This is a genomic window from Amycolatopsis nivea (assembly GCF_004522235.1).
GTDB lineage: Bacteria > Actinomycetota > Actinomycetes > Mycobacteriales > Pseudonocardiaceae > Amycolatopsis > Amycolatopsis nivea.
Window position 1 is genome coordinate 71935 of sequence record NZ_SDLT01000020.1, and the last position, 25171, is coordinate 97105.

Here is a 25171-nt window from a genome sequence, read left to right on the forward strand (position 1 = left end):
GGAACCATGCCTGAAGTAGCCGTAGCCGGTTTCGCGCAGGCGCCCAACGTCCGCAAGACCGAGGGCACCACCAACGGCGTGGAAATGCTCGTGCCGATCCTCGCCGAGGCCTTCGCCGCGACCGGACTGTCCAAACAAGACATCGGATTCTGGTGCTCCGGCTCGTCGGATTACCTTGCCGGGCGCGCGTTTTCGTTCATCGCCGCGGTCGACGCGCTGGGCGCGTTCCCGCCGATCAACGAGTCCCATGTGGAAATGGACGCCGCCTGGGCGTTGTACGAAGCCTGGCTGAAGATCCGCACCGGCGAGGTCGACACCGCGCTGGTGTACGGATTCGGCAAAGCCAGCGCCGGACAGCTCCGCCGGGTCATGGCGATGCAGCTGGACCCGTACCTCGTCACCCCGCTGTGGCCGGATTCGCTGGCGATCGCCGGTTTGCAAGCCCGGTTGGGTCTCGAAGGCGGGCTGTGGTCCGAAAAGGACTTGGCCGAAGTCGCTGCCCGCTCACGGGCGGACGCGGCGAACAACCCGGCCGCACAACTGTCCGGAACGGTGGACGTCGCCGAACTGCTCGACACCCCGTACGTCGCCGATCCCCTTCGCGCACATGACATCGCGCCGGTGACAGATGGCACATCGGTGATCATCCTGGCTTCGGAGGAACGAGCCCGCGACCTCGTGGAGCGGCCCGCGATCATCTCCGGGCTGGACCACCGCATCGACTCCCCCGTTCTCGGCGCGCGCGACCTCACCCGTTCCCCGTCGACCGCCGCTGCCGCGGCCCGACTGGATCTCGACGGGGTCGAGCTGGCCGAACTGCACGCGCCGTTCACGCACCAGGAACTCATCCTGCGCCGCGAACTCGGTCTCGATGACAGCGTTCGGATCAACCCGTCCGGCGGTGCGCTCACTGGCAATCCCATGTTCTCCGCCGGGCTCGCGCGCATCGGCGAGGCCGCCGCGCGCATCCACCGCGGCGAGGCGGCGAAGACGCTCGCCCACGCGACCAGCGGACCTGCCCTGCAGCAGAACCTCCTCGCCGTGCTGGAGGCACGATGACGAAACAGCTCGCCGCGGTGCTCGGGACCGGGCAGACGCACCACCGCGCGAAGCGCACCGACGTGTCGATGGCCGGTCTGCTCCGCGAAGCGATCGACCGCGCGATGGCGGACGCCCAGGTCGGCTGGGACGACATCGAGGCCGTCGTGATCGGCAAGGCGCCGGACCTGTTCGAGGGCGTCATGATGCCCGAACTGTTCCTCGCGGACTCGTTGGGCGCGAACGGGAAACCGTTGATTCGCGTGCACACCGCGGGTTCGGTCGGCGGGTCGACCGCGCTGGTCGCCACTTCGCTGATCCAGTCCGGCGTGCACCGGCGCGTGCTGACGGTGGCGTTCGAGAAGCAGTCCGAATCGAACGCGATGTGGGGCCTGTCGATCCTGCCGCCGTTCCAGATGCCGGTCGGCGCTGGCGCTGGTGGCTATTTCGCGCCACACGTGCGGTCGTATATTCGTCGTTCTGGTGCGCCCGAGCACATTGGGGCGATCGTGGCGGCGAAGGATCGGCGCAATGGCGCGCTGAATCCGTTCGCGCACTTGCAACAGTCCGACATCACGGTCGAGTCGGTGCAGGCGTCGCAGATGCTGTGGGACCCGATCCGGTACGACGAAACGTGTCCGTCCTCCGACGGCGCCTGTGCGATGGTGCTCGGCGACGAAGCCGCCGGCGACGCGGTGCCGGGCGGCGCGGCGTGGATCCATTCGACGGCGATGCGGACCGAGCCCACGACGTTCGCCGGACGCGATCAGGTCAGCCCGCAAGCCGGTCGCGACGCGGCCGCCGCGTTGTGGCGCGACGCGGGCATCAAGGACCCACTGTCCGAAGTGGACGTCGCGGAGATCTACGTGCCGTTCTCCTGGTTCGAGCCGATGTGGCTGGAAAACCTCGGCTTCGCCGCCGAGGGCGAGGGCTGGAAGATCACCGAAGCAGGCGACACCGCGATCGGCGGACGGCTGCCAGTGAACCCGTCCGGCGGCGTGCTGTCGTCGAATCCCATTGGCGCGTCCGGGATGCTGCGGTTCTCCGAGGCGGCCAAGCAGGTGATGGGCCGCGCTGGCGACTACCAGGTGGATGGCGCCCGGATCGCGATGGGGCACGCCTACGGCGGCGGCTCGCAGTACTTCAGCATGTGGGTCGTCGGCTCGGAAAAGCCCTAGTCTCTCCGCCGCCCCCGCAAGGCGAACAACGTCCCCAGCGCCCCGACCACCGCGCCCAGCACGGCCGCCTTCGCGCTGTCCTGCTTGGGCGCGATGATCGGGCGCAGCTGCGTCGCCGCCGGGGGCTGGATCGGCTTGCGGGGAGCGTCGCGGGCGGTGGCGGTCCAGGCGGTGATGTAGACGAGCATCCGCGCGATCAGCGAGATGAAGAACAGCAGACCGATCACCGAACCGAACGCCACGCCGGACGGCGACTTGCTGATCAAGTTCAGGTAGAACCCGCCGGCCAGTTTGAGCAGCTCGAATCCGATCGCCGCGGCGACCGCGCCGCGCATCGCGCTGCGCCATCCGACCCGCTCGCGCGGCAACCGGGTGAGCACCCACAGGAACACCATCCAGTCCGCGAGCAACGCCAGCGGCACCGACACGAACGACAGCAGGTTGTGTCCCCAGCTCGTGTCCTCGACGCCGACCAGCCCGAGCAGGGAACGGCCGACCGCGGTGCCGGACACCGAGATCCCGAACGACACCAGCAGCGCCGCGGCGAGCCCGAGCAACGCCAGGATGTCCATGAGGATCGTGCGCAGCAGCGGCCCGTCGGACCGGTTCTGGCCGTACATCGCGGTGAGCGCGTCCCGCAGCGCGTTCATCCAGTTCCAGCCGGAGTACAGCCCGACCACGAGACCGGCGACCCCGACGCCGGTGCGCTGCTCCACGAACCCGGTCAGGATCGACGACACCTGGGTGCCGATCGGGCCGGGCAGCGATCCGGAAATGCCGCGCACCAGCGCGTCGAGCAGATGCGGCTGCGTCGCGAGCACGAACCCGGCCGCCGACGAGGACAGCATCAGGATCGGCACCAGCGAGAGCAGGCTGAAGTAGGTGATCGACGCGACGTAGTGGTAGCCGCCGTAGTCGATGTACCGGTTGGTGGCGCGCGCGATGTGGTCCAGCCATCGGTACCGGGCACGCGCGCGGGCCCACTTGCTCGGCCCGGGGGTCTTGCGGGAACGCTTCACCGTCACTGTTTACCCAGCGGACGCGCTGTTTGTCGCAAAAGACACGCATTCAGGCCAGTACGACCGGGGCGTGCCCGTCGTCACGCGGCAGCGGCTCGTCGGTCGTGGCGAAGACGGTCGCGCCGAGGAAGTCGAGTTCGCAGCCCAGCGTCGCGAGGAACGGGGTGTCGGCGGCGTCGCGTCCAGTCGCGATGCGGAGCATGGTCTGGCGCGGGGCCAACCGGGTGGCGTCGAAGACGTACCAGCGGCCGTCGATGCCTGCTTCGAAGACTGCGTGGAAGTCCATCGGCTGCAAACCAGGCGCGTAGACCGACGTGTAGCGCGCGGGTACGTCGACGAGTCGGCACAGTGCGACGCATACGTGCGCGAAGTCGCGACAGACGCCTTCGCCGGCGAGGAGCGTGTCGATGGCGTCGTGGGTGGGGCCGCCGGAACCGACGGCGTACACGAGCCTGCGGTGTACGTGGTCGACGATCGCCTGCACTCGTGCCCGCGCGCCGTCCAGTTCTCCGATGCCCGGCGGCAGCAGTCCGCCCATCCGGTCGGACGGGCAGTAGCGGCTGGGCCGGGTGTACCGCGCGATGTCGGCGAGCGTGACGGGTTCGGCGTTGCCGCGGTGCAGCACACGTTCGCCGTGATAGGCGACGCGATGCTCGCCCTCGGCGAGGTCGTAAACCTCCGCGCGCGTGCCGTGTTCGAACTCGGCGGTGCGCGCGGAACCGGCGTCGGAAACGGTGAGTTCGCCGGCGTCCGCGCGCACGGCGGCAACCGAGATCGCGGCGAGGCCGGGTTTCGTCACCCGGACGCCGAATTCCGCGTCTACCGTCGTGCGCACGGGGCCATCATGCCGGTGCGCCGCGCTCCTTGCCGGTCAGGTCGCGTCCCCGGGCGTTTCGCCTGCTCAGGCGTAGCGGACCTGGTAGTGCTTGATCCCGTTGAGCCAGCTGGAACGCAGCCGTTCGGGAGCGGACACCTCGGCGATGTTCGGCATCACCTCGGCGATCGCGTTGAAGATCAGGTCGATCTCGAGCCGCGCCAGGTTCGCGCCGATGCAGTAGTGCGAACCGGTGCCGCCGAAGCCGACGTGCTGGTTGTCCTCGCGCAGGATGTCGAATTTGCCGGGCTCGTCGAAGACCTCGGGGTCGAAGTTGGCCGAGCTGTAGAACATCCCGACGCGGTCGCCCTTGCGGATCTGCGCGCCGCCCAGTTCGGTGTCGCGGGTCGCGGTGCGCTGGAACGCGACGACCGGCGTCGCCCAGCGGACGATCTCGTCCGGCGCGGTCTTCGGGCGCTGCTCCTTGAAGACGTCCCACTGGTCCGGGTGGTCCAGGAACGCCTTCATGCCGTGCGTGATCGCGTTGCGGGTGGTCTCGTTGCCGGCGACGGCCAGCAGGATCACGAAGAAGCCGAACTCGTCGGAGCCGAGCGATTCGCCGTCGACGTCGGCCTGGACGAGCTTCGTGACGATGTCGTCCATCGGGCAGCGGCGGCGGTCCTCGGCCATGTTCCAGGCGTAGCCGACGAGTTCCGCGGACGCGGCGATCGGCTCGAGGTCGTATTCCGGGTCGTCGTAGGCGATCATCTGGTTGGACCAGTCGAAGATCTTGAGCCGGTCCTCCTGCGGCACGCCGATCAGCTCGGCGATCGCCTGCAGCGGCAGCTCGCACGCGACGTCGGTGACGAAGTCGCCGGAGCCCTTCTTCTTGGCCTCGTGCACGATCCGCTCGGCGCGGTCGCGCAGGGTGTCCTCGAGCTTCGCGATCGAGCGCGGGGTGAACCCCTTCGACACGATGCGGCGGAGCTTGGTGTGCTGCGGCGCGTCCATGTTCAGCAGGACGAGCCGGTTCGCGTCGAGGCCCTCGGCGGTCATCTGGTCGTCGAACCGGATGATCGCGGTCTTTTCCCTCGACGAGTAGAGCTCGCTGTCGCGCGAGACCGCCTTGACGTCGGCGTGTCGCGTGACGACCCAGTAGCCGTCGTCGCCGAATCCGGCGGTGTTGTGCGGCTGCGGGTTCCACCAGACGGGCGCCGTGCGGCGGAGTTCGGCGAACTCCTCCAGGGGCAGCCGGCTGGCGTAGAGGTCCGGATCGGTGAAGTCGAAACCGGCGGGCAAAAGCGGGGCTGCCACGGCTTGGCCTCCTGCGCGGGATCGGCGGTGATACCCAACTGCAACGCGTTCTATGAACCCAGTAGAGCATACGGTGTTAACCAACGGAACCCGCTTGAGTGAAACCTGTTTACTTTACCGTTCCAGAAGCTGTTGGCGCAGGTGAGCGCTCGCTCATCGGTTCGTGATCGACTTCCGCGCTGTCGTGCGCTCGCTTGTCATTAACAGGAACGTGTTCTAGTTTTGCGAGGTACGGAGCTTCCGGAAGGGGACACTCGTGGGCGAACCGGTGATCGTGGCCGCGGCACGCACGCCGATCGGCAAGCGCGGCGGCTGGCTGTCCGGCCTGCACGCGGCCGAACTGCTGGGCGCGGCGGTGCGCGGGGTGGTCGAACGGGCGGGCATCGATCCGGCCGAGGTGGAGCAGGTGATCGGCGGAGCGGTCACGCAGGCGGGCGAGCAGTGCGGCAACCTGACCCGCACCGCGTGGCTGCACGCGGGCCTGCCGGAATCGACCGGGGCCACGACGATCGACGCGCAATGCGGTTCGGCGCAGCAGGCCGCGCATCTGGTCGCCGGCTTGATCGCGGCGGACGCGATCAGCGTCGGCGTGGCGTGCGGCGCGGAAGCGATGAGCCGGGTGCCGCTCGGCGCGAACCGCGGCGAGGGCGTCGGCTCCCCCAAACCGGACGCGTGGTCGATCGACATGCCGGACCAATACGGTGCGGCGGAACGGATCGCGATCCGGCGAGGCATCACGCGCGAGGACGTCGACGCGTTCGGAGTGCGGTCGCAGGCCAACGCCGCCGCCGCGTGGTCGGCCGGGCATTTCTCGCGGGAAATCGTGCCGGTCGCGACGGAAGCCGGTGTGGTGGACCGGGATCAGGGCCTGCGGGAGACCACAATGGAGGGTCTGGCACGGTTGAAGCCCGTGGTGCCGGACGGAATCCACACGGCGGGCTCGTCGTCCCAAATCTCCGACGGCGCCGCGGCGGTGCTGATCATGGACGCGTCGCTGGCGCGCTCGCTGGGCCTGCGCCCACGCGCCCGGATCCGGCGGCAGGCATTGGTCGGCGCGGAACCGTACTACCACCTGGACGGCCCGGTGCAGGCGACGACGCGGGTCCTCGAAGCGGCCGGGATGAAGATCGGCGACGTGGACCTGTTCGAGGTGAACGAGGCCTTCGCGTCGGTCGTGCTTTCGTGGCAGCGCATGCACAATCCGGACGAGACGCGGGTGAACGTCAACGGCGGAGCGATCGCACTGGGACACCCGGTGGGCAGCACCGGCGCGCGACTGCTGACGACCGCCCTGCACGAACTGGAACGCCGCGACGCGACGACGGCGCTGGTGTCGATGTGCGCGGGCGGGGCGATGGCTACGGCGACGATTCTGGAGCGGATCTGAGCTGGACGGGCAGGGCCGCTGCGACGGATTGGGGCTGAGCTGGCGGAGCAGCGGCCTTGCGACGGATTGGGGCCGGAGCTGAGCTGGCGGAGCGGTGCCTCCGCGGCAAACCCGAAGCCCAGCCGGGCCAACAGGACACCGCCGCTGCGACAAACCCGAAGCGCCGAGCACCGTGGCCGCGACGAACCGGAAGCACGGCCGAGCCAGCAGAGCACCGCCCGCCGCCACAATCCGGAACCCCCACCGAACCAGCAAAGCACCGCCCGCCGGAACAAACCGGAAGCGCAACCGAGCCCACAGAACACCACCCGCCGCCACAATCCGGAAGCGCAACTGTGCCAGCACAGCACCGCTGGCCGCGACAAACCGGAAGGGCAGCCGAACCAACAGAACACCACCCGCCGCGACAAACCGGAAGCGCAGCTGTGCCAGCGGAGCGCCGCGGCCGCGACGAACTGGAAGCGGAGCTGAGCAGGCAGCCCGGGCCCGGTCGGGTCCGGGCTCGCTTCTTGCCGCGCTGGCACAATTCAGCTGCGGCAAGGCAACTCTCACCCGGGACGCGGCGGAAAAGGGGCGTGCGATGCCACGGCTCTAGAGCGCCAGCGACCGAAACTTCCGCCGCCGGTGCGGTGGCGGTTAAGGCCGGTCGTCAGTCCAGAAGCAGAACGGATGCCCAACCGGATCCAGCAGCACGCGCACGTGCTGTTGCGGCTGAAACTCGGCCATCCGAGCCCCGGCCGCGACCGCCTTCGTGACTGCGGCTTCCAGCGCGGCGCGTCCGTCGACCTCGAAGTCGAGGTGCAGTTGCATCTGCTGCTTCCCCGCGTCGACAGGCCACACTGGCGGCACGTACTGCGTCTCCAGCTGAAACGACAGACCAGCCCCACCGCCGGAAGGACGCAACGTGACCCACTCCGGTTCGTCGGCGCCGATCGGCCATCCGAGCAGTTCCCGGTAGAACTCGGCCAGCGCTCGGGGGTCGGGCGCGTCGAGGACGGTGGACGTGAGTTTCATCAGCCCAGGCTAGGGCTCCGCGGGGTCCGCTCCACGCTCCTCAACCGTTCTCCTCCCCCGTCAACCCCAGCTCCGTCCGTACCGCGGGGCCGTTGTCCGGCCTCGCGAAGCGCACCCAGCTCCCGGGGTGCCACGATTCGATCCACAGCGTGTTGTCCTCCACCCACGTGACCACGGCCTCCCGCAGATCCAGCCGGAACAGGTGGCTCTCCTGTCCTTCTTGGATGCGCGCGACCTCCGCCGGATCGGTGATCTCCACCGCGTGGCCGGCGATTTTCGCGTCGCCGCCTTCCTCGATGCCGGGGTAGGCGTGCAGGGCGAAGCGGCCGTCGCGCTGGAGGTCGCGGGCCTTGCGGGCGTCGAGCATCGACCCGATGTACGCCTCGCCGTCGCGGAAGTCGATCTCCGAACCGCTCACTCGCGGCGAACCGTCGCTGCGCAGGGTGGCCAAGACGTGCGAATCCGCGGCGGCGAAGCGGGCTCGTACGCGCGAGGCCAATGCCGGGGCGGCGGCACTGAACTCATCCCAACTCGTCATTCCCGGAGTCTCGCACCCCCCACCGACAAAAACCGGCGTCCCGGAAGCGATCGGGTGACCCGGGTTGTGCTTGACTCTCGGCATGATCGCGGAAGATGCGGAGACTGCCGAGCATCGCTGTCCGGTCGAGGGCGGCGAGCTGGCCGTCCGCACGACCGGCGAGGGACCGCGGCTGCTGCTGGTCCCCGGCGGGACCGGTGCGGCGGACTCGTTCCGGGCGCTGGTCAAGCTTTTGCGCACGGACTTCACCGTGATCACCTACGACCGGCGCGGCCATTTCGCCAGCACGGACACCACCACCGGGCCCGTTCCGGTGGCGCTGCAGGCGGACGACGCGCTCGCCGTTCTCGACCACGTCGGCGGGAGCGGGCCGGTGTCGATGTTCGGGACCAGTGCCGGTGCGTTGATCGGGCTGGATCTCGTCGCGCGGTACCCGGACCGGGTCGCCGTGTTCGTCGCGCACGAACCGCCCGCGATCCAGTTGATGCCGGACGCCGAGGGGATTCTCGAGGCCGCCGCGGCGCAGGTCCGGCTGGCCCGTTCGGGTGATCTGATGGGCGCGGTCACGCGGTTCGCGGACGGGATCGCCGGCGCCGCGCTGCCCGACCTGCCGCATCTGCGGCTGCCGAACGAGGGCGACTGGCTCCGGCTGTTCGACCGCGAGCTGACCGAGTTCTTCGACTACCTGCCGGACTTGCGCGCACTCCGCCGGACGAACACCGAGATCGTGCCGGTCGCCGGGGAGGGCAGCCGCGGCTGGTACCACTACCAGCCCGCCAAGATCCTCGCGCTCGAACTCGGGCTGCCGTTCACCGAGACGCCGGGCGCGCACCTGGCGCCGCAGCGCAATCCGGCGAAGTTCGCGGCCGCGTTGAAGGATCTCCTCGCCAACGTCTGAAAAGCCGTGAAGGGGTCCCTCACGACCAGCGCGCCGTGAGGGGCCCCTTCACGGAACTGGATTCCCTCGATGAGTCCTTCACGGACCTTCCGCGCCCGACGCAGCAACCGGCCGACGCCGCGGAAACTCCCGCACCAGCCCGGGCACGATCGCGAGCAGCAGCAACCACAAGAACCGCGCCGGGGTCAGCGTCGCGCCGGCCAGGCCCAGCGCGGCCGGAACCCCCACCCCGGCGAGCACCGCGACGAAGTCCCACGGCTTCCACCTCCCGGAAGCCACCCGCGCCACCACGCCCACGACCGTGAACGCCGCGACGCACCCGCACAGCAGCCATCGCGTCCCCGCCGCGAGGTGTCCGTGCGCGACCGACTCCACGGCGTCCCCGAACCCGGCCGCCAGCGCCGCCAGCAATCCGGCCACCAGGCAGTGCACCGGCAGCAGGACCCGCGGGCCCCAGGCAGTCTGGGACAGATAGGGAATCCCGCCGAATCCCTGGAACAACGCCGCTCCCCACAAAGCCGCCAGCAGCGCCAGCACCCCGAGCACGGTCGAGAGCAGCGGCCACTCCCAGTCGGGGATCTCCGTCATCGCGCCGGTGACCGTCAGGACGCCCTCGCCCAGCACGATGATCGTGAACAGCCCCAGCCGCTCGCCGAAGTGCGCGAGGTCCAGGTGCGCGAAGGCCAGCCCCGGCACCGGCCGCTTCGACTGGGTGGCCCGTTCCGCCACCTTGGCCGCGACCTGCTCCCCCGACATGGTCAGCCCGGCCACCAGGTCGATCGCCAGCCCGAGTGCCCACAGCAGGTACTTCCCCGGCGCGTCGACCCAGAACGAGACGACCCACGGCACCACGCCCATCCCGGCGTGCACCACCGGCCATTCGACGATGATCCGCGTGTTTTCCCGGCCTTCCCAGACCCGGCTCGCGAGCGCGCGCACCGCCACGTACGAGATGGCGAAGCCCTGTGCGTGCTCGCCGATGTCGTGCACCGAACCGGCCATGAAAACCAGCCCGGCCATCGCGAGCAGCACCGGCATCGCGCGCGCCGCTTCCCCGGTGACGTTGCCGTACACGGTGAAGCACATCCACGCGGTCCAGAACGCGAGGAAGCACACGACGTAGAGGCCGGCGTCGCTCCAGGAAGTCGTTCCGCGCACGAGGTGCGAAAGCTGGGCGACGCCGGCGACCGCGACCAGGTCGAAGAAAAGCTCGAGCCAGGACGCGTGGCGTTCCTCGGTTTTCATGATCACGGCGGCAAGTATGCCGTGCTCGGGAATGCCCCGCCCTAAACCGCGCGCGCTCCGTCCTGCCACACTTCCCGAACATTCCCCGCCAACGCCGGGAAATCGTAAATATCGCCCGAAACGACCACGAGATCCGCGCGATACCCCGGCACCAAGCGGCCCAGTTCGGCGTCCTTGCCCAGCAGCCGAGCGGCCGACGATGTGGCTGCGACCAGCACGTCCGCGGGGCTCATCCCGGCCGAGCGCATCAGTTCCAGCTCTTCGAGATTCGTCCCGTGCGGGCCGACGCCGCTGTCGGTGCCCATCGCGATCCGGACCCCGGCTTCGACGGCCCGGCGCACCGACTCGAGATGGACTTCCGCGACCTCTTTCGCCTTCTGCACCACCGCATCCGGCAACGCGGCACCGGCGGCCGCCGCGCGGATGACGTTCACCGGAGCCACCAGCGTCGGGACGAGCCAGGTGCCGCGCGCGAGCATGAGCTCGATCGCCTCGTCGTCGAGGTAGATGCCGTGTTCGATCGACCGGATCCCGGCGCGGACGGCGTTCTTGACCCCCTCCGCGCCCTGTGCGTGCGCCATCACCGCCCGCCCCTGCATGGTCGCTTCGGCGACCAGGACGTCCAATTCCTCCGGCGTGAACTGCGAATGCCGAGGATCGTCCCGAGGGGACAGCACGCCGCCGGTGGTGCAGACCTTCAGCACGTCCGCCCCGGCGCGCAACACCGTGCGCGCCACCCGGCGCATCTCGTCGGGGCCGTCGGCCAGCGCGCTCGGACGGCCAGGATGCGGGAGCGACAGCGGGACGCAATGCCCGGACGGCATCCACCCGTCGCCATGCCCGCCCGTCGGGCTGATCAGGCCGATCGCGATTTCCAAGCGGGGACCGGGAATCAGGCCGTCCGCGACCGCCTGCTTGATGCCGAGATCGGCCCCGGCGGCATCGCGCACGGTGGTGATGCCGAGCTTCAAGGTGGTCCACAGGTTCCGGGCCGCCTCGTAGAACTGGTACGAGAACGGCTTCTGGACGCGCTGCAGCAACCCGAGGTCGGAGACCGTGACGTGCACGTGGCAGTCGAACATCCCGGGCAGCAGCATCGCGCCGGCGCAGTCCACCGCGCGGTCGCCGTCGAGGCCGGTGCCGACCTCGACGATCCGGCCGTCCTCGACCACGACGTCCGCCGGGGCGGGCGCGCTGCCCGTCCCGTCGAACACCGTGCCGCCGGTGAAAAGGGTCCGCGTCATACCGGTTCTCCTGTCTGCACAACGTTTCCGGACCGGGTCACGGCCCGTTCGACGGCTGCCGCGATCGCGAGCACGACCACGTTGACCGCGAGCCCGACCAGCCCGACGTTCACCGTGCCGACGAGCTTGGTGTCCACGAAGGTCAGCCAGATCACCACGACCTCGCCCGCCAGCAGCCCGGCGAACACCGGGACCTTGCCGACCGGGACCTTCTTCAGGAAGCCCAGCAGGTTCGCCGGGGCCAGTTGCACCGAGCCGGAGTAGGTGAGCAGCAGCAGGTTCGCCAGCAGGTCCGGCCGGAAGATGCCGAGCACCAGTGCGAGCGCGCTGGCCAGCACGACCGTCCCGTGGTTGATCCAGAACTGCTTGCGCTCGCTGCGCACCCGGGTGATGTTCCGTGCCACCAGCGAGGAAATGCCGATCAGGATGCCCGCCGCGGGCACCATCGCGGTGGCCGTCGCGGCGACCACCACGAGCCCGGTGACCCAGCCCGGCAGCGCGTCCTTGCTCAAGGTCAGCAGCACGCCGTTCGGGTCGCTTCCCTTGGGCACCACCAGGACCGCCGCGAACCCGATGATCATCGGCAGCAGCAGGCACAGCTCGTACACCGGCATCCAGGTGTAGTTGCGGCGCAGCACCTTCGGGTCGCGCGCGGACATCAGCGCGGGCCAGGTGTGCGGCAGCGTCATCAGCCCGACGCCGATCGCGCTGACCAGCATGCTCGTGATGAACCACGTGTGGTCGTTGGCCCCGGCGTGCACGAACAGCTTCTCCGGATGCAGCTGGTCGATCTTGTGGAAGACACCGGACACGCCGCCCGCGAAGTGCGCGGGCACCGCGATGATCAGCACCACCAGGACGACGAGCATGATCGCGTCCTTGAAATACGACGTCGCCGCGACGCCGCGCAGCCCGGCCCACAGCACGAACGCGACCACCAGCACGCTGCCCGCGATCATGCTGAGCGTGCCGGACGCGTGGTCGCCGGTCACGAGCCGGACGATCAGCCCGAGCCCGGTGATCTGCAGTTGCAGGTACGGCAGGACGAACACGACGCCGAGGATCGCCGACACCGTGCCCAGCGCGCGGCTCGAATACCGGTCTTCGAGGAAGTCGCCCTGGGTCAGGTAGCCGCGTTCCTTGCCCATCCGCCAGATCCGCTTGGCGAGGAAGAACAGGATCACGTAGGCGATCGGCACGTACGGCAGCGCGTACATCGCGGCCACGCCGCCGGAGAACGCCAGCCCGGCCATGCCGAGGAAGGTGAAGGTCGTGAAGACCTCGCCCGCTTGCAGGAACCACATGGTCAGCGCGCCGAACTTCCGGCCGCCGACGGTCCATTCCGCGAGGTCCGCGGCGGGACGGCGGCGGCCGACGAAGCCGAGCACGCCGATGAGCACGATGCCGGCGAGAGTGAAGGCGAGGATCATCGTCAATCCTCCTCGCCGCTGCGGGACAGCAAGCGTTCCGACAGCAGCAGCGCCGGAGTGAACATGAGACACCAGAACGCGCCCCAGACCATCATCTTCGGCAAGCCCAGCCACAGGCCGGAGGAGTTGACGAAGGGGAGGAACGGCATGAGGACGAGAGCGACTACGGGGACGATCGGGGGGAGGTAGTAGCTGCGCATGCGCACACGCTGCCAGACGGCGCGGCACTCGGCAGGTTAGTTTCATACCGGTTTCGCAGCCCTCGAGCCGCAGCCCGGTTTACAGCGGGATGGCGTGTTCGGTCGCGTAGTGGTGGATCAGCGACTCGATGGTGCGGCGGAAGGCGTCCTGACGGCTGTCGCTCAGCGTTGCCGCCAGCTGGCCCAGCTCGGCGTCGATCGCGTCGCGCACCTGGTGCACCACAGCTCGCCCCGCCGAGGTGACCGTGACGTGGACGGCTCGGCGGTTGCCGGGGACCGCGATGCGCTGGACCAAGCCGCGGCGTTCGGCCCGGTCCACCAGCCCGGTGACGCTGGACTTCTCCAGTTCGAGGATCCCGGCCAGTTGCCGCATGCCGATCTCGCGGTCGTCCAGCACGGCGAGCATGCGCAGCTGGGTGACGGACAGTCCTTCGTCCCCGGCCAGGCGGCCCAGCACGGCTTGCACGATGAACGACAGCTGGACGAGGGCGTCGGTGAGGTTCAGCTCCGGCGGCGGTTCGTCTGCGGGCGGGGAAGCGGTCACGGGACCAGGTTAGCTTGACTTAGTTCGTGACACCAACTATTTTGGTTCGTGTCACCAACAGTCCGTGAGACGAACCGAGGGGAAGCGCGCTGATGGCAGGCACGAAACGCATTGCTGTCGTCGTGGGCAGCACCCGCCCTTCCCGGATTTGCGCGGATGTCGCGGCCTGGACGCGAACCCGGCTGCAGGAGGACAGCGAACTCGGCTACGGGCTGGTCGACCTCGCGGAGATCGCGTTGCCGTTCCTGGACGAGCCCGTCAAGGCCGCGGCGCAGCAGTACGCACACGAGCACACGCGGGCCTGGAGCGAGCTCGTGCGGAGCTATCACGGGTTCTTTTTCGTGTTCCCGCAATACAATTGGGGCTATCCGGGGGTGCTCAAGAACGCGCTGGACTATCTCTACCGGGAGTGGCGCGATCGGCCCGCGAGCCTGCTCGCCTACGGCACCCGCGGCGGCGGGAAGGCCGCCGAGCAGTTCGTCACCGTCCTGCAGGGGCTGCACATGCGAGTGCTCGACACCCACGTCGAAGCCGTCATCACCGACGCGGACGTGGACGACAACGGACAGCTGCGCGACATCGAAGGAACGCTGCGTCCGAACCGCGCGCTACTGCGCAAGATCGACGAAGAAATGACCGAAGCGCTGAGCTGTCAATGACTGGAGGAATGATCATGACCGAGCAATCACGCCGGGTAGGTTTCATCGGGCTCGGGAGGATGGGCACCGCCATCGCCGGACGCCTGCTCGACGCGGGCTACGACGTCACTGTGTGGAGCCGCAGCGCGGGCAAAGCGGACGAGCTGGCCGCGCGAGGCGCGACCGTGGGCGAAACTCCCGAGGACGCGATCGCCACCGGGACAGTCTTCTCCATGCTGAGTGACGAAGCCGCGGTGCGGCAGGTGTTCACCGCCGAGCGGCTCCGTTCCGCTCCGGAGGGCTTTGTCCACGTCAACCACGCGACGATCAGCCCGGGCGGGGCGCGCGAGTTCGCCGCGCGGGGCGGGCGGTACCTCAGCGCACCGGTGGTCGGCCGTCCAGAAGCCGTGGTGGCCGGGAACCTGACCGTGCTGGTGTCCGGCGCCGCGGACGTCCGTGCCGAAACCGCACCGATGCTGGCTGCGATCGGACGGCGGGTCTGGGAGTTCGGCGACGCCGTGGACGCCGCGCCGACGGCGAAGATTTCAGTGAACTATCTGATCATTCACGCGTTGCAGGCGCTGTCCGAGTCGATCACCTTGCTGGAGAACGCCGGACTCGACGCCGGGCAGTTCGTCGACATGATCAACGATTCCGTCTTTCCCGGCGCGGTTTACCGTGGCTACGGCGACGCCATCGCCACCAGCAGTTACACGCCGCCGGGGTTCACCGCCGCGCTGGGGCTGAAAGACCTGAAGCTCGCGCTGGACACCGCCGGTGAACTGGGCGTCGAACTGCCCGCCGGACCGGTTCTTCAGGACGTGTTCGCCACCGCGGTCGAGCAGGGCGGCGCGGACCTCGACTGGGCGAGCATCGCGGAGGTGACCCGGCGGCGGTCGCACTGAGGAGCGGCCGCTTCGCGGAGGGGGAGACCGCCGAACGATGGAAATTTCCCTGGCACCTGGAGTAACCCTGCTGCCCCCGGAGGCCGTTCCGGAGCCGTCGCCCGGCACCTCGGCAAGCGCTTGAGCAGCACCGCGCCGGGAATGCACAGGAGCGGGGTGGGGACAACCCCAGCACGAGCCGTCGGGTCTGCTGGTTTCCCGCCGGGGCGCCGCGCCGCAATACTCGCCCGGGTGACCACCGAAAAGCTCGTCCTCCCCTCGCCCCCACGGCCGGGAAGCGACTTCGCCCGGCTCTGCCGCCGGATCACCGACGCCGGTCTGCTCGACCGCCGCCCCGGCTACTACACCGCTCGAATCGCGCTCCTGACCGTGCTGTTCGCGGGAGGCTGGGTCGCGTTCGCGCTGCTCGGCGACTCGTGGTGGCAGCTCGCCGTGGCCGCGTTCCAGGCGTTCATGTTCGGGCAGATCGCCCTGCTTTCGCACGATCTCGCGCACCGGCAGGTGTTCCGGACGCGCCGTCCCGCGGAGATCGCCGGGCGTCTCGCCGGGAACCTCGGCATCGGGATGAGCTACGGGTGGTGGATGGACAAGCACACCCGCCACCACGCCAACCCGAACCACGAGGAACTGGACCCGGACGTCGACCCGGACGTCCTCGTGTGGTCCCAGCGCCAGGCCCGGGAGGCGCGCGGCGTACCCCGGTTCATCGGCCGCCACCAGGCGGTGCTGTTCTTCCCGCTGCTCACCCTCGAAGGCCTCAACCTGCACTGGTCCGGCATCCGCGCGGTCGCGCGCCCCGGCCTGCGCCGTCGCGGGCTCGAAGCGACGCTGCTGTTCACCCACGTCGCGGTCTACCTCGCCGCGCTGTTCATCGTCCTCCCGCCGGGTCTGGCGCTGCTGTTCTTCGCGGTCCACCAGGGACTGTGGGGCGTCTACATGGGGTCGATCTTCGCGCCGAACCACAAGGGCATGCCGACCCTGACCGGCAAGACGGACCTGGACTTCCTGCGCAAGCAGGTGCTCACCTCCCGGAACGTCGCGGGCGGACCGGTGATCGACGTCCTGCTCGGCGGCCTCAACCACCAGATCGAGCACCATCTGTTCCCGAGCATGCCGTCGGTGCACCTGCGCCGCGCCCAGCCGATGGTGCAGGCGTACTGCGCCGAGATCGGCATCCCGTACCTGCGCACCGGGCTGGTGTCCTCCTACCGGCAGACGCTGCGTCACCTGCACGAAGCTGGGGCTCCTCTCAGGAACGCTTCGTAGACTCGGTGGCATGACCTTCCAAGCATTGACTCCGGCGGCCTTCGGCGCGAAGGCCGCCGGAGCTCGTGCTGAGCGGATGCGCCAGTCTCCGCAGTACGCCGACGGCGTCTTCCACAACTCCGCCGCCACACGCGCGACGCCCTCCTCCCCCGGCGGGCTCGTGCGCGAGTTCCTGTTCGGCGAGGACCGTGCCCGCCGTCGGCCGGGCGGCGAGATCCCGCTGATCTCCTCGCCCGCCGCCTCCGCCGCGGACGGTCTTTTCCTTACCTGGTACGGACATGCGTCCACGCTGGTGGAGATCGACGGTGCCCGCGTGCTGTGCGATCCGGTGTGGGGCGACCGGGTTTCGCCCGCCGCGTTCGCCGGGCCGCGGCGGCTGCACGCTCCCCCGGTTTCGCTGCGCGAACTGGGCAAGCTGGACGCGATCGTAATCTCCCACGACCACTACGACCATCTGGACCTGCCCACCGTCCAATCCTTGATTTCGCTGACCGACGCACCGTTTCTCGTCCCGCTCGGCGTCGGCGCGCATCTCGAACGGTGGCACGTCCCGGCCGCGCGGATCGTCGAACTCGACTGGCACGAGGACGCGCACGTGGCCGGGATCCGGTTCGTCGCCACGCCCGCGCAGCACTTCTCCGGCCGCGGCCTCGCGAACGACAGCACACTGTGGGCGTCGTGGGTGATCGCCGGTCCGGAGCATCGCGTCTACTACAGCGGCGACACCGGATACTTCCCCGGTTTCGCCGAGATCGGCGCGAAGCACGGCCCGTTCGACGCGACGCTGATCCAGGTCGGCGCGTACGCCCCGCATTGGCCGGACATCCACATGACGCCGGAGGAAGGCGTCGCCGCCCATCTGGACGTGCGCGGCGGGCTGCTGGTCCCGGTGCACTGGGCGACGTTCACGCTGGCCATGCACACCTGGTCGGATCCCGCGGACCGGGTGTGGCGGGAGGCGAAGGCGAACGACCTGCCGCTCGCGATCCCGAAACCCGGGCAGCGGATCGACGCGTCCGCCCCGCCGCCGGTGGACGGATGGTGGCAGACCCTGGGCTGACGGACGGCCGCCCCGTCCGTCAGCCGGATCCCGCCGCGCTGATCCACGCCGTCACGAACGGACCCGATTGGCGCGCCGACGACCTGCTGCGGGCCTCCGAACGGACCCAGCTCCGCGTGATCCGGGCCGGCGGTCCCCCGGATGCGTTGACGGTACTGGGATTACTCGGCCGCACCGCCCTCGTGCGCCGGTCCGCGCTCGCGTGCCTCCGCTAGACGGCGGTGCGAGAGGACCCGAATTCGATCCGGTGCCGGTGCACGCCGCCGAACATCTTTTCCGGGCTCATCACGGTCTTCATCATCAGGGGCATCAGCAGGTCACGCATAATCCGCGCGACCGGCCCCGCCGCCTTGTCGTTGTTGATCTTCGCCGCCCGTGCGATGATCCGCTCGACCCGTTCCCGCCGGGCCGCCTCGTACTGGGCGAAAGCCGTTGCCACGTCCGGAGAATCCCGCAGCGCACGAGCCAGTTCGAGCGAGCTCTCGACCGCCTGCGACGCTCCCTGCCCGGAACTCGGCGACGTCGGATGCGCGGCGTCGCCGACCAGGACGACCCGGCCGCGGTGCCACGTCCGCACCGTCGGGATGTCCTCCAGGACCCCAGGCTGGCCAACGTCTTCCGGCTTCAGCAGGGCGATGATGTCGCGCGCCGGGACGTCGTCCGCGTGCCGTTCGCGCAGCACCGAGAGCCAGTGCTCCGGCGACGCGGTCTTCGCCTCGGCCGGGTCGGCGGCGGGGACGTTGCTGAACCAGAGAATCTCGTCCGCGTCGATGAAATAGCCGAAGAACGCCCGCTTGCCGAAGGCGAAATACTGGTAGTTCCCGGTGACCGGCAGGCCGGGGTTGCGGATCCAGCCGCCGAGACCGAGCAGTCCGGTGTAGCGCGGAGCAGGTGCTGCCGGGTCCAAAGTGGACCGGACAGCCGACCGGATGCCGTCCGCACCGATCAGCACGTCGCCGGTCGCGGAAGAACCGTCCGCGAAGTGTGCGATCACTTGGTCTGCTTTGTTCTCCACGGACTTCAGCCGCTTGCCGAATTCGACCGTGATCCCCCGGCCCAGCGCTTCGTCCATCAGCGCGCGGTACAGCCGGTCCCGGCGCAGCAGCAGGCTCGACGGCAGACCCGGCAGCCCGTCGAATCTGCCGACCACCCGGCCTCGGTGATTCTGCATTATCATTCCCGGCACTTCGATGCCGACCGCGGCCACCGCGTCGTCGGCATCGATCTGCCGCAAAGCGTTGCGGCCGTTGGGAGACAGCGTCAGCGCGCTGCCGACTCCGTCCGCCGACTTCGGGTAAGCCTCGTAGACAGCGGCTTCGATTCCCGCTCGCTGCAACGCCATCGCGGTAGTCGCGCCGGCGATGCCGCCGCCGATCACTAGTACGTTCATGTTCTCCCCTTGAAATAGGTTTCCCACGCCTGCCGGTAGTCCTCCCCGGCAACCGACTCGGCGAGCCGTTCGACGAAGCCGCGCTCCGCCTCGACCTTCGTCAGCCGGTAGTCCTCCTCGACCAGGAACCACCAGGCGAGCCCCTGTTCCCGCGCGGCGTCGATCGTCGCGCGGATGTCGTCGGCGATCGCGGTGAGCGCGGCCAGCCGCTGCTGGAGCAGTTCCCGCACCTCGTCCGCCGGCAACACCACGAACAGCGACAACGCCGCCCCGAACAGCGGATACTCGGTGGCCGGCTCGGCGACGAGCTCGCGCATCCAGTCGAACAGCTCGAGCCGTCCGGTGGGCGTGATGGCGTAGACCGTCCGCTCCGGACGCGCCGAATCGCGCAGCGTCTCCTGCGCCGCGATGAACCCGGCCTTCTCCAGCTGCCCGACCACCATGTACAGCGAGCTGCGGGTGTACTTGAAATCCCGCTCCTTGCCGTACTCCACGAACCGCCGAGCCATCTCGTACGGATGCATCGGCTCCTCGAGCAAGCCCGCCAGCACGGCCAGCCCGAGCGGATTCCCCACCACGCGTCGCTTCACCCACGAACTCCTTTAGTCAGGATCGACTATACGCAGAAGATTAGTCGATGTCGACTATGAGGGCGTGGGGTAGGAAGGAGGCATGAAGCTCAAGCTCGATCTTCACGACATCTACAACCGCGGCGGGGAGATCGACCGGGCGCTGCGCGCGGTCATCGACGAGGCGGTCGCGAAGAAGGCGCCGCTCGTGGAGATCATCCCGGGCAAGGGGTCCGGGCAGCTGAAGAAGCACGTGCTGCGGTTCCTGGAGCGCAAGGACGTGAAGGCGCTCTACCACCGCGTCGAGAAGGACAAAGACAACTTCGGGCGGGTGTTCGTGCACTTCCGCTGGAAGTAGCGCGAACACCCGCGCGGAGTCAGAGCCAGTCGTCGGGGCGGGGCCAGGGCATCAGCGCGGTGAGCGCGTCCGGCACCGGCTCGGTGACCGTGTACTGGCCGCGATGGAACAGCAGCGGGCGAGCGTCGGACGTCTCGCCCAGCGCGGTCACGCGGCCGACCACCACGTAGTGGTCCCCGGCTGGATGGACCGCCTGTACCGCGCAGTCCACCCAGGTCAGGGCTCCGTCCAGCAGCGGCGCGCCCGACGGGGCCGGTCGCCAGGACACTCCGGAGAACTTGTCGCCGCCGCGGCGGCCGAACTCGGCGCAGACCGCCTGCTGGTCCTCGGCGAGCACGTTCACCGCGAACGTGCCCGCCGCGGCCAGCGCGGGCCAGGTGCGCGACGTGCGGGCGACGCAGAACAGCACCAGCGGCGGGTCCAGCGACAACGCGGCGAAGGACTGGCAGGCGAAACCCACCGGTCCGGTCGGCGCGACGGCCGAGGAGTCCTCGACGTAGCCGGTCACCACGGTCACTCCGGTGCAGAAGTGGCCCAGCACCTCGCGAAACCGGTCCGGCACGGCGTCGGAGACCGCGGCTGTCATTGCGCGCCCACGGAGAAGTCGTGGCCCCACAACGAAACCGCGGTGCTCTCGCGAGCGATCCACGCCTCGTCCTCGACCTGCCTGCCCTCGCAGCCGAACTCGACGTCGAAGCCGCCCGGGGTCTTCATGTAGAACGACAGCATCAGGTCGTTCACGTGCCGGCCGAGCGTCGCCGACATCGGGACGTTCTTGCGCTTCGCGCGGTCCAGGCACAACCCGACGTCGTCGGTCTCCTCGACCTCCACCATCAGGTGCACGATCCCGCTCGGCGTCGGCATCGGCAGGAACGCCAGGCTGTGGTGGCGCGGATTGCAGCCGAAGAACCGCAGCCACGCCGGGTCGCCGTCGGCCGGGCGGCCGACCATCTGCGGCGGGAGGCGCATCGAATCGCGGAGCCGGAAGCCCAGCACGTCGCGGTAGAACCGCAGCGCGGCCTCGTCGTCGTGGGTCGACAAAACCACGTGACCGAGGCCCTGCTCACCGGTCACGAACCGGTGCCCGTACGGGCTCACCACGCGCCGGTGCTGCAGCGCGACGCCGTGGAACACCTCCAGCGTATTGCCGGACGGATCGGTGAAGCTGATCATCTCCGCGACCCGGCGGTCCGCCAATTCCTCCGGCGTGCCTTCCTTGTACGGCACCGAAGCCGCGTCGAGGCGGGCGCGGACGTCGTCCAGTTCCGCGGCGTTGGCCGCCTCCCAGCCCGCCTGCGCCAGCCGGTCCTTCTCTCCCGGCACGATCACCAATCGCGCCGGGAAATCGTCCATGCGCAGGTAGAGCGCGTTCGGGTCGGTGCCCGAACCCTCCACCATGCCGAGCACCTTCAGCCCGTAGACGCGCCAGGCGTCCATGTCCGTGGCTTCGATGCGCAGATATCCCAGCGAACGGATAGCCATCACGAACTCCCGAGGAAGTCGAGGGCGAGTCGGTTGAACTCGTCGAACTTCTCCAGCTGCGCCCAGTGCCCGCAGCCGCCGAACACGTGCAGTTGCGCACGCGGAATCGTCTTCAACGCCAGCAGTGCGCCGTCGAGCGGGTTGACCCGGTCCTCCCGGCCCCAGACGAGCAAAACCCGTTGGCGCAGGCGGTAAGCCTCGCGCCACAACATGCCTTCCTCGAAGGAGTCCGGCAGGCTGAACGACTTGCCCATCGCCCGCATCGCGGCGAGCGATTCCGGCGAACGCGCGATCTCGAAGCGTTCGTCGATCAGCTCGTCGGTGACCAGAGCCTGGTCGTGCACCATGATCCGGAGGAACGCTTCCATCCGCTCCCGCGTCGGGTCCCCGGCGAACTTCGACAGCAGCCGCACGCCTTCGGTCGGGTCCGGGGCGAACAGGTTGACGCTCAACCCGCCCGCGCCCATCAGCACCAGCCGTCCCGCGCGTCCCGGATGGTTCAGCGCGAGCCGGACCGCCGCGCCCGCGCCGAGCGAATTGCCGACGAGGTGCGCCTTTTCGATGCCGAGCTGGTCCATCAGACCGACGACCGCGTCCGAGCTGTGCCGGAAGTACTGCGGGTGGTCAGTCGGCTTGTCCGACCGGCCGAACCCCGGCTGGTCGATCGCCAACGTCCGGTAGGACTTGCCGAACACCGGCAGGTTCCGGCCGAAGTTGCTCCACGCCGAAGCGCCGGGGCCGCCACCGTGCAGCAACAGCACCGTCTCGGCGTTCTCCGCGCCGGACTCGTGGTAGTGCAGGCGAATTCCGCCCGCAGTGTCTACATAGTAACCTTCAGGCGCCATCAGACCATCGCATTCTCAACAGGCAAGCCGAACTCGCCGGTGCCGAACATGACGTACGCGCGCTCCGCGTCGTTCGCCGCGTGCACCCGGCCCGCGTGCGCGTCGCGCCAGAAGCGCTGGATCGGCGTGCCCCGCTGCAGCGCGCGGCCGCCGGAGTTCTCGAAAAGCCGGTCGATCGCGGAGATCGCCCGCTCGGTGCCGCGCACCTGGTCGCGGCGCACCCGCAACCGCGTGCTGAACGGCAGCTTCTCGCCCTTGCAGGCCAGCTGGTACAGCTCGTCGATGTTGTGCGTCAGCTGCAGCCAGGCCGCGTCGATCTCGCTGCCCGCCTCGGCGATCCGCACCTTCGAGAACGGGTCCTCTTTGGACTGTTCGCCCGCGTACGCCGCCCGCACCCGCTTGCCCTGGTGCTCCACGTGCGCGTCGTACGCGCCCTGCGCCATGCCGATGATCGGCGCGGTGATGGTGCTCGGGTGCACGGAACCGTACGGCAGCCGGTACAGCGGACCAGGATTGACTTCCTGGCCCGGGGTCTTGCACTTCGACGTCGCCATGAAGCTCAGCGCGCGGTGCTTCGGCACGAAAACGTCCTCGACGACGATGTCGTTGGACCCGGTGCCGCGCAGCCCGACCGTGTCCCAGACGTCCACAATGGAGTAGTCCGAGATCGGCACGAGATACGTGCAGAAGTCCACCGGCTTGCCGTCGGCGAACGCCGGCCCGCCCAGCAGCACCCACGTGCAGTGGTCGCTTCCGGACGAGAAGCTCCATCGCCCGGACAGCCGGTAGCCGCCCTCGACGACGGTCGCCTTGCCCATCGGCGCGTACGAAGAAGAAATCCGCACGTCGTGGTCCTCGCCCCACACGTCCGCCTGGGCTTGCGCGTCGAACAAAGCGACGTGCCACGGGTGCACGCCGAGAATCGACGCGACCCAGCCGGTGGACCCGCAGGCGCTCGCGATCATCTTGACCGCGGTGTAGAAGGTGACCGGGTCGGCTTCCAAGCCGCCGTACGGTTTCGGTTGCAGCAGGCGGAAAAATCCGGTCTCCTGCAGCGCTTTCACTGATTCGGCGGGGATCCGACGGGCATCCTCGGTCTCCTGTGCGCGTTCCCGCAGCACGGGAAGCAGGTCGCGCACCCCCGCGATCACGGCAGCCAGCTCGCTCATCGGCCGTCCTCTCTCGCTCGACACGCTCAAGACTAGAACACGTTCTCGTTTTTGTCGACGCGGTCCGCCCCGCGCGCGCCGTGCAACCCTGCCCGGCGGCCGGAAAACACGCAGTCAGCCAGCGAAAGGCCGCTCACATACGACCTGGAACAGATTCCCACCGCGGTGCGTCCGGCGGCGTAGAGACCGCGCACGCCGGCCACCGCGCCGGTGTCCTCGTCGACCACCAGACCGCCCAGCGTCAGCATCGGGCACGGGTAGCCGAGGTTGGGTTTCACCGACACGTCGATCAGCGAATACGGCGGCGTGTCCAGCGGGCGCGCGAAGTCCGCCGGCTTGCCCGCCGGATCGGGTCCGCGCTGGTACTCGGCGTAAGTCGCCGCCAGCCCGTCCGGGTCGATTCCGGCGCGCGCAGCCACTTCCTCGATAGTCCCGGCGGTCACCCGGCCCTTGCCGAGCAGATACCGCAGTTGCAGCGTCGCGAACCACTGGCCTTGTTTCCGCCCGTCGCGCCGGGCTTCGGCGACGATCGGCTCGTCGACCAGCAGCCAGCCGCGTCCGCCGTGCTCGGTGATCATCCGCTCGCCGATCGCCGCGCCGTAGCGGGATTCGTCGATGATCCGCCGCCCGTCCGCGCCCACCAGGAGCCCGCCGAGGAACGCCGACGGCGGCGTGAGGAACCGCCACGCCGACACCCGGTCCAGCTCCGCCGTGCGCCCGCCGACCTCCACGCCCATCCGGATGCCGGAACCGTCGTCGGCGGAAGTTCCCAGATCGAGCCCGCCGCGGTACGCAGGCGCGTGCTCGCGCACCATCGCGCGGTTCACGATGAACCCGCCCGCCGCCAGCACTACCCCTCGGCGTGCGCTGATCCGCAGCTCACGCGCGTGCTTGCGTTCAATCCGTTCCACCCGCTGGTGTAGCGACCGGCGCATCGCGGGCACGTAGATACCCGGCTTCGCCGCCCAATCCGCGAGCCGCGCGTGCCGTGCCCGCACCCACGAAGGCGCGTCCCGCAAACTGTGCGTGAGCACCCCGGTCACCGTGCCCGAGTCATCGGTGATCAGGTTCATCGCCTGCGTCTGCGGCAGCACCCGCACGCCGCGCTCGCGAGCCGCCGCCAGCAACTGCTTCATCAGCAGCTTCCCGGACGTGCCCGGCCCCTTGACCCGGTGTCCGCGCGGCGCGGGTTTCGCCACGTCGCGGAATCCGCCGGACAGTTCGCTGCCGGAGTAGTACAGATAGTGCTTGTTGCTGGGATAAGACGTCTTGTAGTCGCACATGCTGCCCTCGAACGGCACACCCTGCCGCTCCAGCCACGCGACCATGTCGACGCTTTCCTCGCAGAACCGCCGCAACGTCCGCTCCGACACGACGTCGCCGGTTTCCATCCGCAGGTACGCGTACATCGCGTCCACGCTGTCGTCGACGCCCGCGGCGCGTTGCTGCGGCGTCCCTCCCCCGGCGTAGACCACGCCGCCGCTCACGCGACTGGCCCCGCCGCCGGAAAACCGGTCCACGAGGAGCACGCTGGCGCCAGCGTCGGCCGCTTCGATGGCCGCGCACACGCCGGCCGCGCCGGCTCCGATGATCACGACGTCCGCCCCGAGCTCGTCCATAGTCCGC

Annotated in this window: 27 protein-coding genes; 10 read left to right on the forward strand and 17 right to left on the reverse strand. The window is 69.3% G+C overall.

The features are described from left to right. Nucleotides 1–6 precede the first annotated feature (6 nt). Nucleotides 7–1059, forward strand: a complete 1053-nt coding sequence (locus EIZ44_RS23230; RefSeq protein ID WP_134731167.1) for a thiolase family protein — start codon at nucleotides 7–9, stop codon at nucleotides 1057–1059. After that, the gene (locus tag EIZ44_RS23235; protein WP_134731192.1) at nucleotides 1056–2216 is read left to right on the forward strand and encodes a thiolase family protein; all 1161 of its coding nucleotides are present in this window, start codon (nucleotides 1056–1058) and stop codon (nucleotides 2214–2216) included. Before EIZ44_RS23230 ends, EIZ44_RS23235 begins: the two co-directional genes overlap by 4 nt. On the opposite strand, the gene EIZ44_RS23240 is transcribed toward EIZ44_RS23235, so the two are convergent. The 3 genes from EIZ44_RS23240 to EIZ44_RS23250 form a co-directional block, all read right to left on the reverse strand. Then, nucleotides 2213–3241 (reverse strand): YhjD/YihY/BrkB family envelope integrity protein, encoded by a 1029-nt coding sequence (locus EIZ44_RS23240; protein WP_134731194.1) that lies wholly within the window; start codon nucleotides 3239–3241, stop codon nucleotides 2213–2215. The genes EIZ44_RS23235 and EIZ44_RS23240 overlap by 4 nt on opposite strands. A gap of 43 nt (nucleotides 3242–3284) precedes the next feature. Further along, nucleotides 3285–4070, reverse strand: coding sequence for a transglutaminase-like domain-containing protein (locus tag EIZ44_RS23245; RefSeq protein WP_037809991.1), 786 nt, complete (start codon nucleotides 4068–4070; stop codon nucleotides 3285–3287). 66 nt (nucleotides 4071–4136) lie between these two features. Continuing rightward, nucleotides 4137–5363, reverse strand: a complete 1227-nt coding sequence (locus EIZ44_RS23250) for a cytochrome P450 (RefSeq protein WP_037809990.1) — start codon at nucleotides 5361–5363, stop codon at nucleotides 4137–4139. Between the two features lie 256 nt (nucleotides 5364–5619). On the opposite strand from EIZ44_RS23250, the gene EIZ44_RS23255 reads away from it, so the two are divergent. After that, nucleotides 5620–6750, forward strand: a complete 1131-nt coding sequence (locus EIZ44_RS23255; RefSeq protein ID WP_037809989.1) for a steroid 3-ketoacyl-CoA thiolase — start codon at nucleotides 5620–5622, stop codon at nucleotides 6748–6750. Between the two features lie 636 nt (nucleotides 6751–7386). On the opposite strand, the gene EIZ44_RS23260 is transcribed toward EIZ44_RS23255, so the two are convergent. Next, entirely contained in the window at nucleotides 7387–7764 is a 378-nt protein-coding gene (locus tag EIZ44_RS23260) for a VOC family protein (protein WP_134668192.1), read from the reverse strand. A 40-nt stretch (nucleotides 7765–7804) separates the two neighbouring features. Beyond that, nucleotides 7805–8302: a pyridoxamine 5'-phosphate oxidase family protein gene (locus tag EIZ44_RS23265; protein WP_037809986.1), complete on the reverse strand. Its 498-nt coding sequence runs from the start codon at nucleotides 8300–8302 to the stop codon at nucleotides 7805–7807. 82 nt (nucleotides 8303–8384) lie between these two features. Between EIZ44_RS23265 and EIZ44_RS23270 the strand changes: the two genes are divergently transcribed. Further along, nucleotides 8385–9200, forward strand: a complete 816-nt coding sequence (locus EIZ44_RS23270) for an alpha/beta fold hydrolase (protein WP_037810129.1) — start codon at nucleotides 8385–8387, stop codon at nucleotides 9198–9200. A 78-nt stretch (nucleotides 9201–9278) separates the two neighbouring features. On the opposite strand, the gene EIZ44_RS23275 is transcribed toward EIZ44_RS23270, so the two are convergent. The 5 genes from EIZ44_RS23275 to EIZ44_RS23295 form a co-directional block, all read right to left on the reverse strand. Next, entirely contained in the window at nucleotides 9279–10445 is a 1167-nt protein-coding gene (locus EIZ44_RS23275; RefSeq protein WP_240691386.1) for a low temperature requirement protein A, read from the reverse strand. Nucleotides 10446–10486: 41 nt separating this feature from the next. Beyond that, nucleotides 10487–11689 (reverse strand): metal-dependent hydrolase family protein, encoded by a 1203-nt coding sequence (locus EIZ44_RS23280; RefSeq protein ID WP_134731198.1) that lies wholly within the window; start codon nucleotides 11687–11689, stop codon nucleotides 10487–10489. Continuing rightward, complete coding sequence (locus tag EIZ44_RS23285) at nucleotides 11686–13119, reverse strand: sodium:solute symporter family protein (protein ID WP_051171808.1); 1434 nt, start codon at nucleotides 13117–13119, stop codon at nucleotides 11686–11688. The genes EIZ44_RS23280 and EIZ44_RS23285 overlap by 4 nt, the downstream gene beginning before the upstream one ends. A gap of 2 nt (nucleotides 13120–13121) precedes the next feature. Then, on the reverse strand, nucleotides 13122–13319 hold the full coding sequence (locus EIZ44_RS23290; RefSeq protein ID WP_037713222.1) for a hypothetical protein: 198 nt from the start codon (nucleotides 13317–13319) through the stop codon (nucleotides 13122–13124). 79 nt (nucleotides 13320–13398) lie between these two features. Beyond that, nucleotides 13399–13863, reverse strand: coding sequence for a MarR family winged helix-turn-helix transcriptional regulator (locus EIZ44_RS23295; RefSeq protein ID WP_037809981.1), 465 nt, complete (start codon nucleotides 13861–13863; stop codon nucleotides 13399–13401). 92 nt (nucleotides 13864–13955) lie between these two features. Between EIZ44_RS23295 and EIZ44_RS23300 the strand changes: the two genes are divergently transcribed. From EIZ44_RS23300 to EIZ44_RS23320, 5 genes are all read left to right on the forward strand, one after another. After that, nucleotides 13956–14522 carry an NADPH-dependent FMN reductase gene (locus tag EIZ44_RS23300; RefSeq protein ID WP_037809979.1) on the forward strand — a complete coding sequence of 189 codons (567 nt, stop codon included), beginning with the start codon at nucleotides 13956–13958 and terminating at the stop codon, nucleotides 14520–14522. A gap of 14 nt (nucleotides 14523–14536) precedes the next feature. After that, nucleotides 14537–15406 carry an NAD(P)-dependent oxidoreductase gene (locus tag EIZ44_RS23305; protein WP_037809978.1) on the forward strand — a complete coding sequence of 290 codons (870 nt, stop codon included), beginning with the start codon at nucleotides 14537–14539 and terminating at the stop codon, nucleotides 15404–15406. Between the two features lie 231 nt (nucleotides 15407–15637). Further along, nucleotides 15638–16672 carry a fatty acid desaturase family protein gene (locus tag EIZ44_RS23310; RefSeq protein WP_037809977.1) on the forward strand — a complete coding sequence of 345 codons (1035 nt, stop codon included), beginning with the start codon at nucleotides 15638–15640 and terminating at the stop codon, nucleotides 16670–16672. Between the two features lie 10 nt (nucleotides 16673–16682). Further along, nucleotides 16683–17732, forward strand: coding sequence for an MBL fold metallo-hydrolase (locus EIZ44_RS23315; RefSeq protein WP_134731200.1), 1050 nt, complete (start codon nucleotides 16683–16685; stop codon nucleotides 17730–17732). Then, nucleotides 17711–17947 carry a hypothetical protein gene (locus EIZ44_RS23320; RefSeq protein ID WP_134731202.1) on the forward strand — a complete coding sequence of 79 codons (237 nt, stop codon included), beginning with the start codon at nucleotides 17711–17713 and terminating at the stop codon, nucleotides 17945–17947. Before EIZ44_RS23315 ends, EIZ44_RS23320 begins: the two co-directional genes overlap by 22 nt. On the opposite strand, the gene EIZ44_RS23325 is transcribed toward EIZ44_RS23320, so the two are convergent. Both EIZ44_RS23325 and EIZ44_RS23330 read right to left on the reverse strand, forming a co-directional pair. Then, nucleotides 17944–19122: an FAD-dependent oxidoreductase gene (locus EIZ44_RS23325; protein ID WP_205673275.1), complete on the reverse strand. Its 1179-nt coding sequence runs from the start codon at nucleotides 19120–19122 to the stop codon at nucleotides 17944–17946. The two genes, EIZ44_RS23320 and EIZ44_RS23325, sit on opposite strands and share 4 nt — an antisense overlap. Beyond that, on the reverse strand, nucleotides 19119–19712 hold the full coding sequence (locus EIZ44_RS23330) for a PadR family transcriptional regulator (protein WP_134731206.1): 594 nt from the start codon (nucleotides 19710–19712) through the stop codon (nucleotides 19119–19121). Before EIZ44_RS23330 ends, EIZ44_RS23325 begins: the two co-directional genes overlap by 4 nt. Nucleotides 19713–19794: 82 nt before the next feature. Here EIZ44_RS23330 and EIZ44_RS23335 point away from each other — a divergent pair, with 82 nt between their 5' ends. Next, entirely contained in the window at nucleotides 19795–20049 is a 255-nt protein-coding gene (locus EIZ44_RS23335) for a Smr/MutS family protein (RefSeq protein ID WP_009075408.1), read from the forward strand. A gap of 19 nt (nucleotides 20050–20068) precedes the next feature. Here EIZ44_RS23335 and hsaB read toward each other — a convergent pair whose 3' ends face one another. From hsaB to EIZ44_RS23360, 5 genes are read right to left on the reverse strand one after another with little or no spacing between them, the layout of a single operon-like run. Further along, complete coding sequence (gene hsaB, locus EIZ44_RS23340) at nucleotides 20069–20635, reverse strand: 3-hydroxy-9,10-secoandrosta-1,3,5(10)-triene-9,17-dione monooxygenase reductase subunit (protein WP_037809967.1); 567 nt, start codon at nucleotides 20633–20635, stop codon at nucleotides 20069–20071. Further along, nucleotides 20632–21531, reverse strand: a complete 900-nt coding sequence (gene hsaC / locus EIZ44_RS23345) for an iron-dependent extradiol dioxygenase HsaC (protein WP_134731208.1) — start codon at nucleotides 21529–21531, stop codon at nucleotides 20632–20634. The genes hsaB and hsaC overlap by 4 nt, the downstream gene beginning before the upstream one ends. Then, nucleotides 21531–22376, reverse strand: a complete 846-nt coding sequence (gene hsaD, locus EIZ44_RS23350) for a 4,5:9,10-diseco-3-hydroxy-5,9,17-trioxoandrosta-1(10),2-diene-4-oate hydrolase (RefSeq protein WP_205673276.1) — start codon at nucleotides 22374–22376, stop codon at nucleotides 21531–21533. Before hsaD ends, hsaC begins: the two co-directional genes overlap by 1 nt. Further along, a complete protein-coding gene (hsaA, locus tag EIZ44_RS23355; RefSeq protein ID WP_037809963.1) occupies nucleotides 22376–23545 on the reverse strand; it encodes a 3-hydroxy-9,10-secoandrosta-1,3,5(10)-triene-9,17-dione monooxygenase oxygenase subunit in 1170 nt (389 codons plus the stop codon). The genes hsaD and hsaA overlap by 1 nt, the downstream gene beginning before the upstream one ends. Before the next feature lie 32 nt (nucleotides 23546–23577). Further along, nucleotides 23578–25164: an FAD-binding protein gene (locus EIZ44_RS23360; protein WP_134731212.1), complete on the reverse strand. Its 1587-nt coding sequence runs from the start codon at nucleotides 25162–25164 to the stop codon at nucleotides 23578–23580. Between the last annotated feature and the right edge of the window lie 7 nt (nucleotides 25165–25171).

Excerpts from the sequence above, each read along its gene's own strand:
- EIZ44_RS23230 (WP_134731167.1), top strand. The coding sequence starts at position 7 with ATGCCTGAAGTAGCCGTAGCCGGTTTCGCGCAGGCGCCCAACGTCCGC.
- EIZ44_RS23235 (WP_134731192.1), top strand. The coding sequence starts at position 1,056 with ATGACGAAACAGCTCGCCGCGGTGCTCGGGACCGGGCAGACGCACCAC.
- EIZ44_RS23260 (WP_134668192.1), bottom strand. The coding sequence starts at position 7,764 with ATGAAACTCACGTCCACCGTCCTCGACGCGCCCGACCCCCGAGCGCTG.
- EIZ44_RS23265 (WP_037809986.1), bottom strand. The coding sequence starts at position 8,302 with ATGACGAGTTGGGATGAGTTCAGTGCCGCCGCCCCGGCATTGGCCTCG.
- EIZ44_RS23270 (WP_037810129.1), top strand. The coding sequence starts at position 8,385 with ATGATCGCGGAAGATGCGGAGACTGCCGAGCATCGCTGTCCGGTCGAG.
- EIZ44_RS23275 (WP_240691386.1), bottom strand. The coding sequence starts at position 10,445 with ATGAAAACCGAGGAACGCCACGCGTCCTGGCTCGAGCTTTTCTTCGAC.
- EIZ44_RS23280 (WP_134731198.1), bottom strand. The coding sequence starts at position 11,689 with ATGACGCGGACCCTTTTCACCGGCGGCACGGTGTTCGACGGGACGGGC.
- EIZ44_RS23285 (WP_051171808.1), bottom strand. The coding sequence starts at position 13,119 with ATGATCCTCGCCTTCACTCTCGCCGGCATCGTGCTCATCGGCGTGCTC.
- EIZ44_RS23290 (WP_037713222.1), bottom strand. The coding sequence starts at position 13,319 with ATGCGCAGCTACTACCTCCCCCCGATCGTCCCCGTAGTCGCTCTCGTC.
- EIZ44_RS23300 (WP_037809979.1), top strand. The coding sequence starts at position 13,956 with ATGGCAGGCACGAAACGCATTGCTGTCGTCGTGGGCAGCACCCGCCCT.
- EIZ44_RS23305 (WP_037809978.1), top strand. The coding sequence starts at position 14,537 with ATGACCGAGCAATCACGCCGGGTAGGTTTCATCGGGCTCGGGAGGATG.
- EIZ44_RS23315 (WP_134731200.1), top strand. The coding sequence starts at position 16,683 with ATGACCTTCCAAGCATTGACTCCGGCGGCCTTCGGCGCGAAGGCCGCC.
- EIZ44_RS23320 (WP_134731202.1), top strand. The coding sequence starts at position 17,711 with ATGGTGGCAGACCCTGGGCTGACGGACGGCCGCCCCGTCCGTCAGCCG.
- EIZ44_RS23325 (WP_205673275.1), bottom strand. The coding sequence starts at position 19,122 with ATGAACGTACTAGTGATCGGCGGCGGCATCGCCGGCGCGACTACCGCG.
- EIZ44_RS23335 (WP_009075408.1), top strand. The coding sequence starts at position 19,795 with ATGAAGCTCAAGCTCGATCTTCACGACATCTACAACCGCGGCGGGGAG.
- hsaB (WP_037809967.1), bottom strand. The coding sequence starts at position 20,635 with ATGACAGCCGCGGTCTCCGACGCCGTGCCGGACCGGTTTCGCGAGGTG.
- hsaC (WP_134731208.1), bottom strand. The coding sequence starts at position 21,531 with ATGGCTATCCGTTCGCTGGGATATCTGCGCATCGAAGCCACGGACATG.
- hsaD (WP_205673276.1), bottom strand. The coding sequence starts at position 22,376 with ATGGCGCCTGAAGGTTACTATGTAGACACTGCGGGCGGAATTCGCCTG.
- hsaA (WP_037809963.1), bottom strand. The coding sequence starts at position 23,545 with ATGAGCGAGCTGGCTGCCGTGATCGCGGGGGTGCGCGACCTGCTTCCC.
- EIZ44_RS23360 (WP_134731212.1), bottom strand. The coding sequence starts at position 25,164 with ATGGACGAGCTCGGGGCGGACGTCGTGATCATCGGAGCCGGCGCGGCC.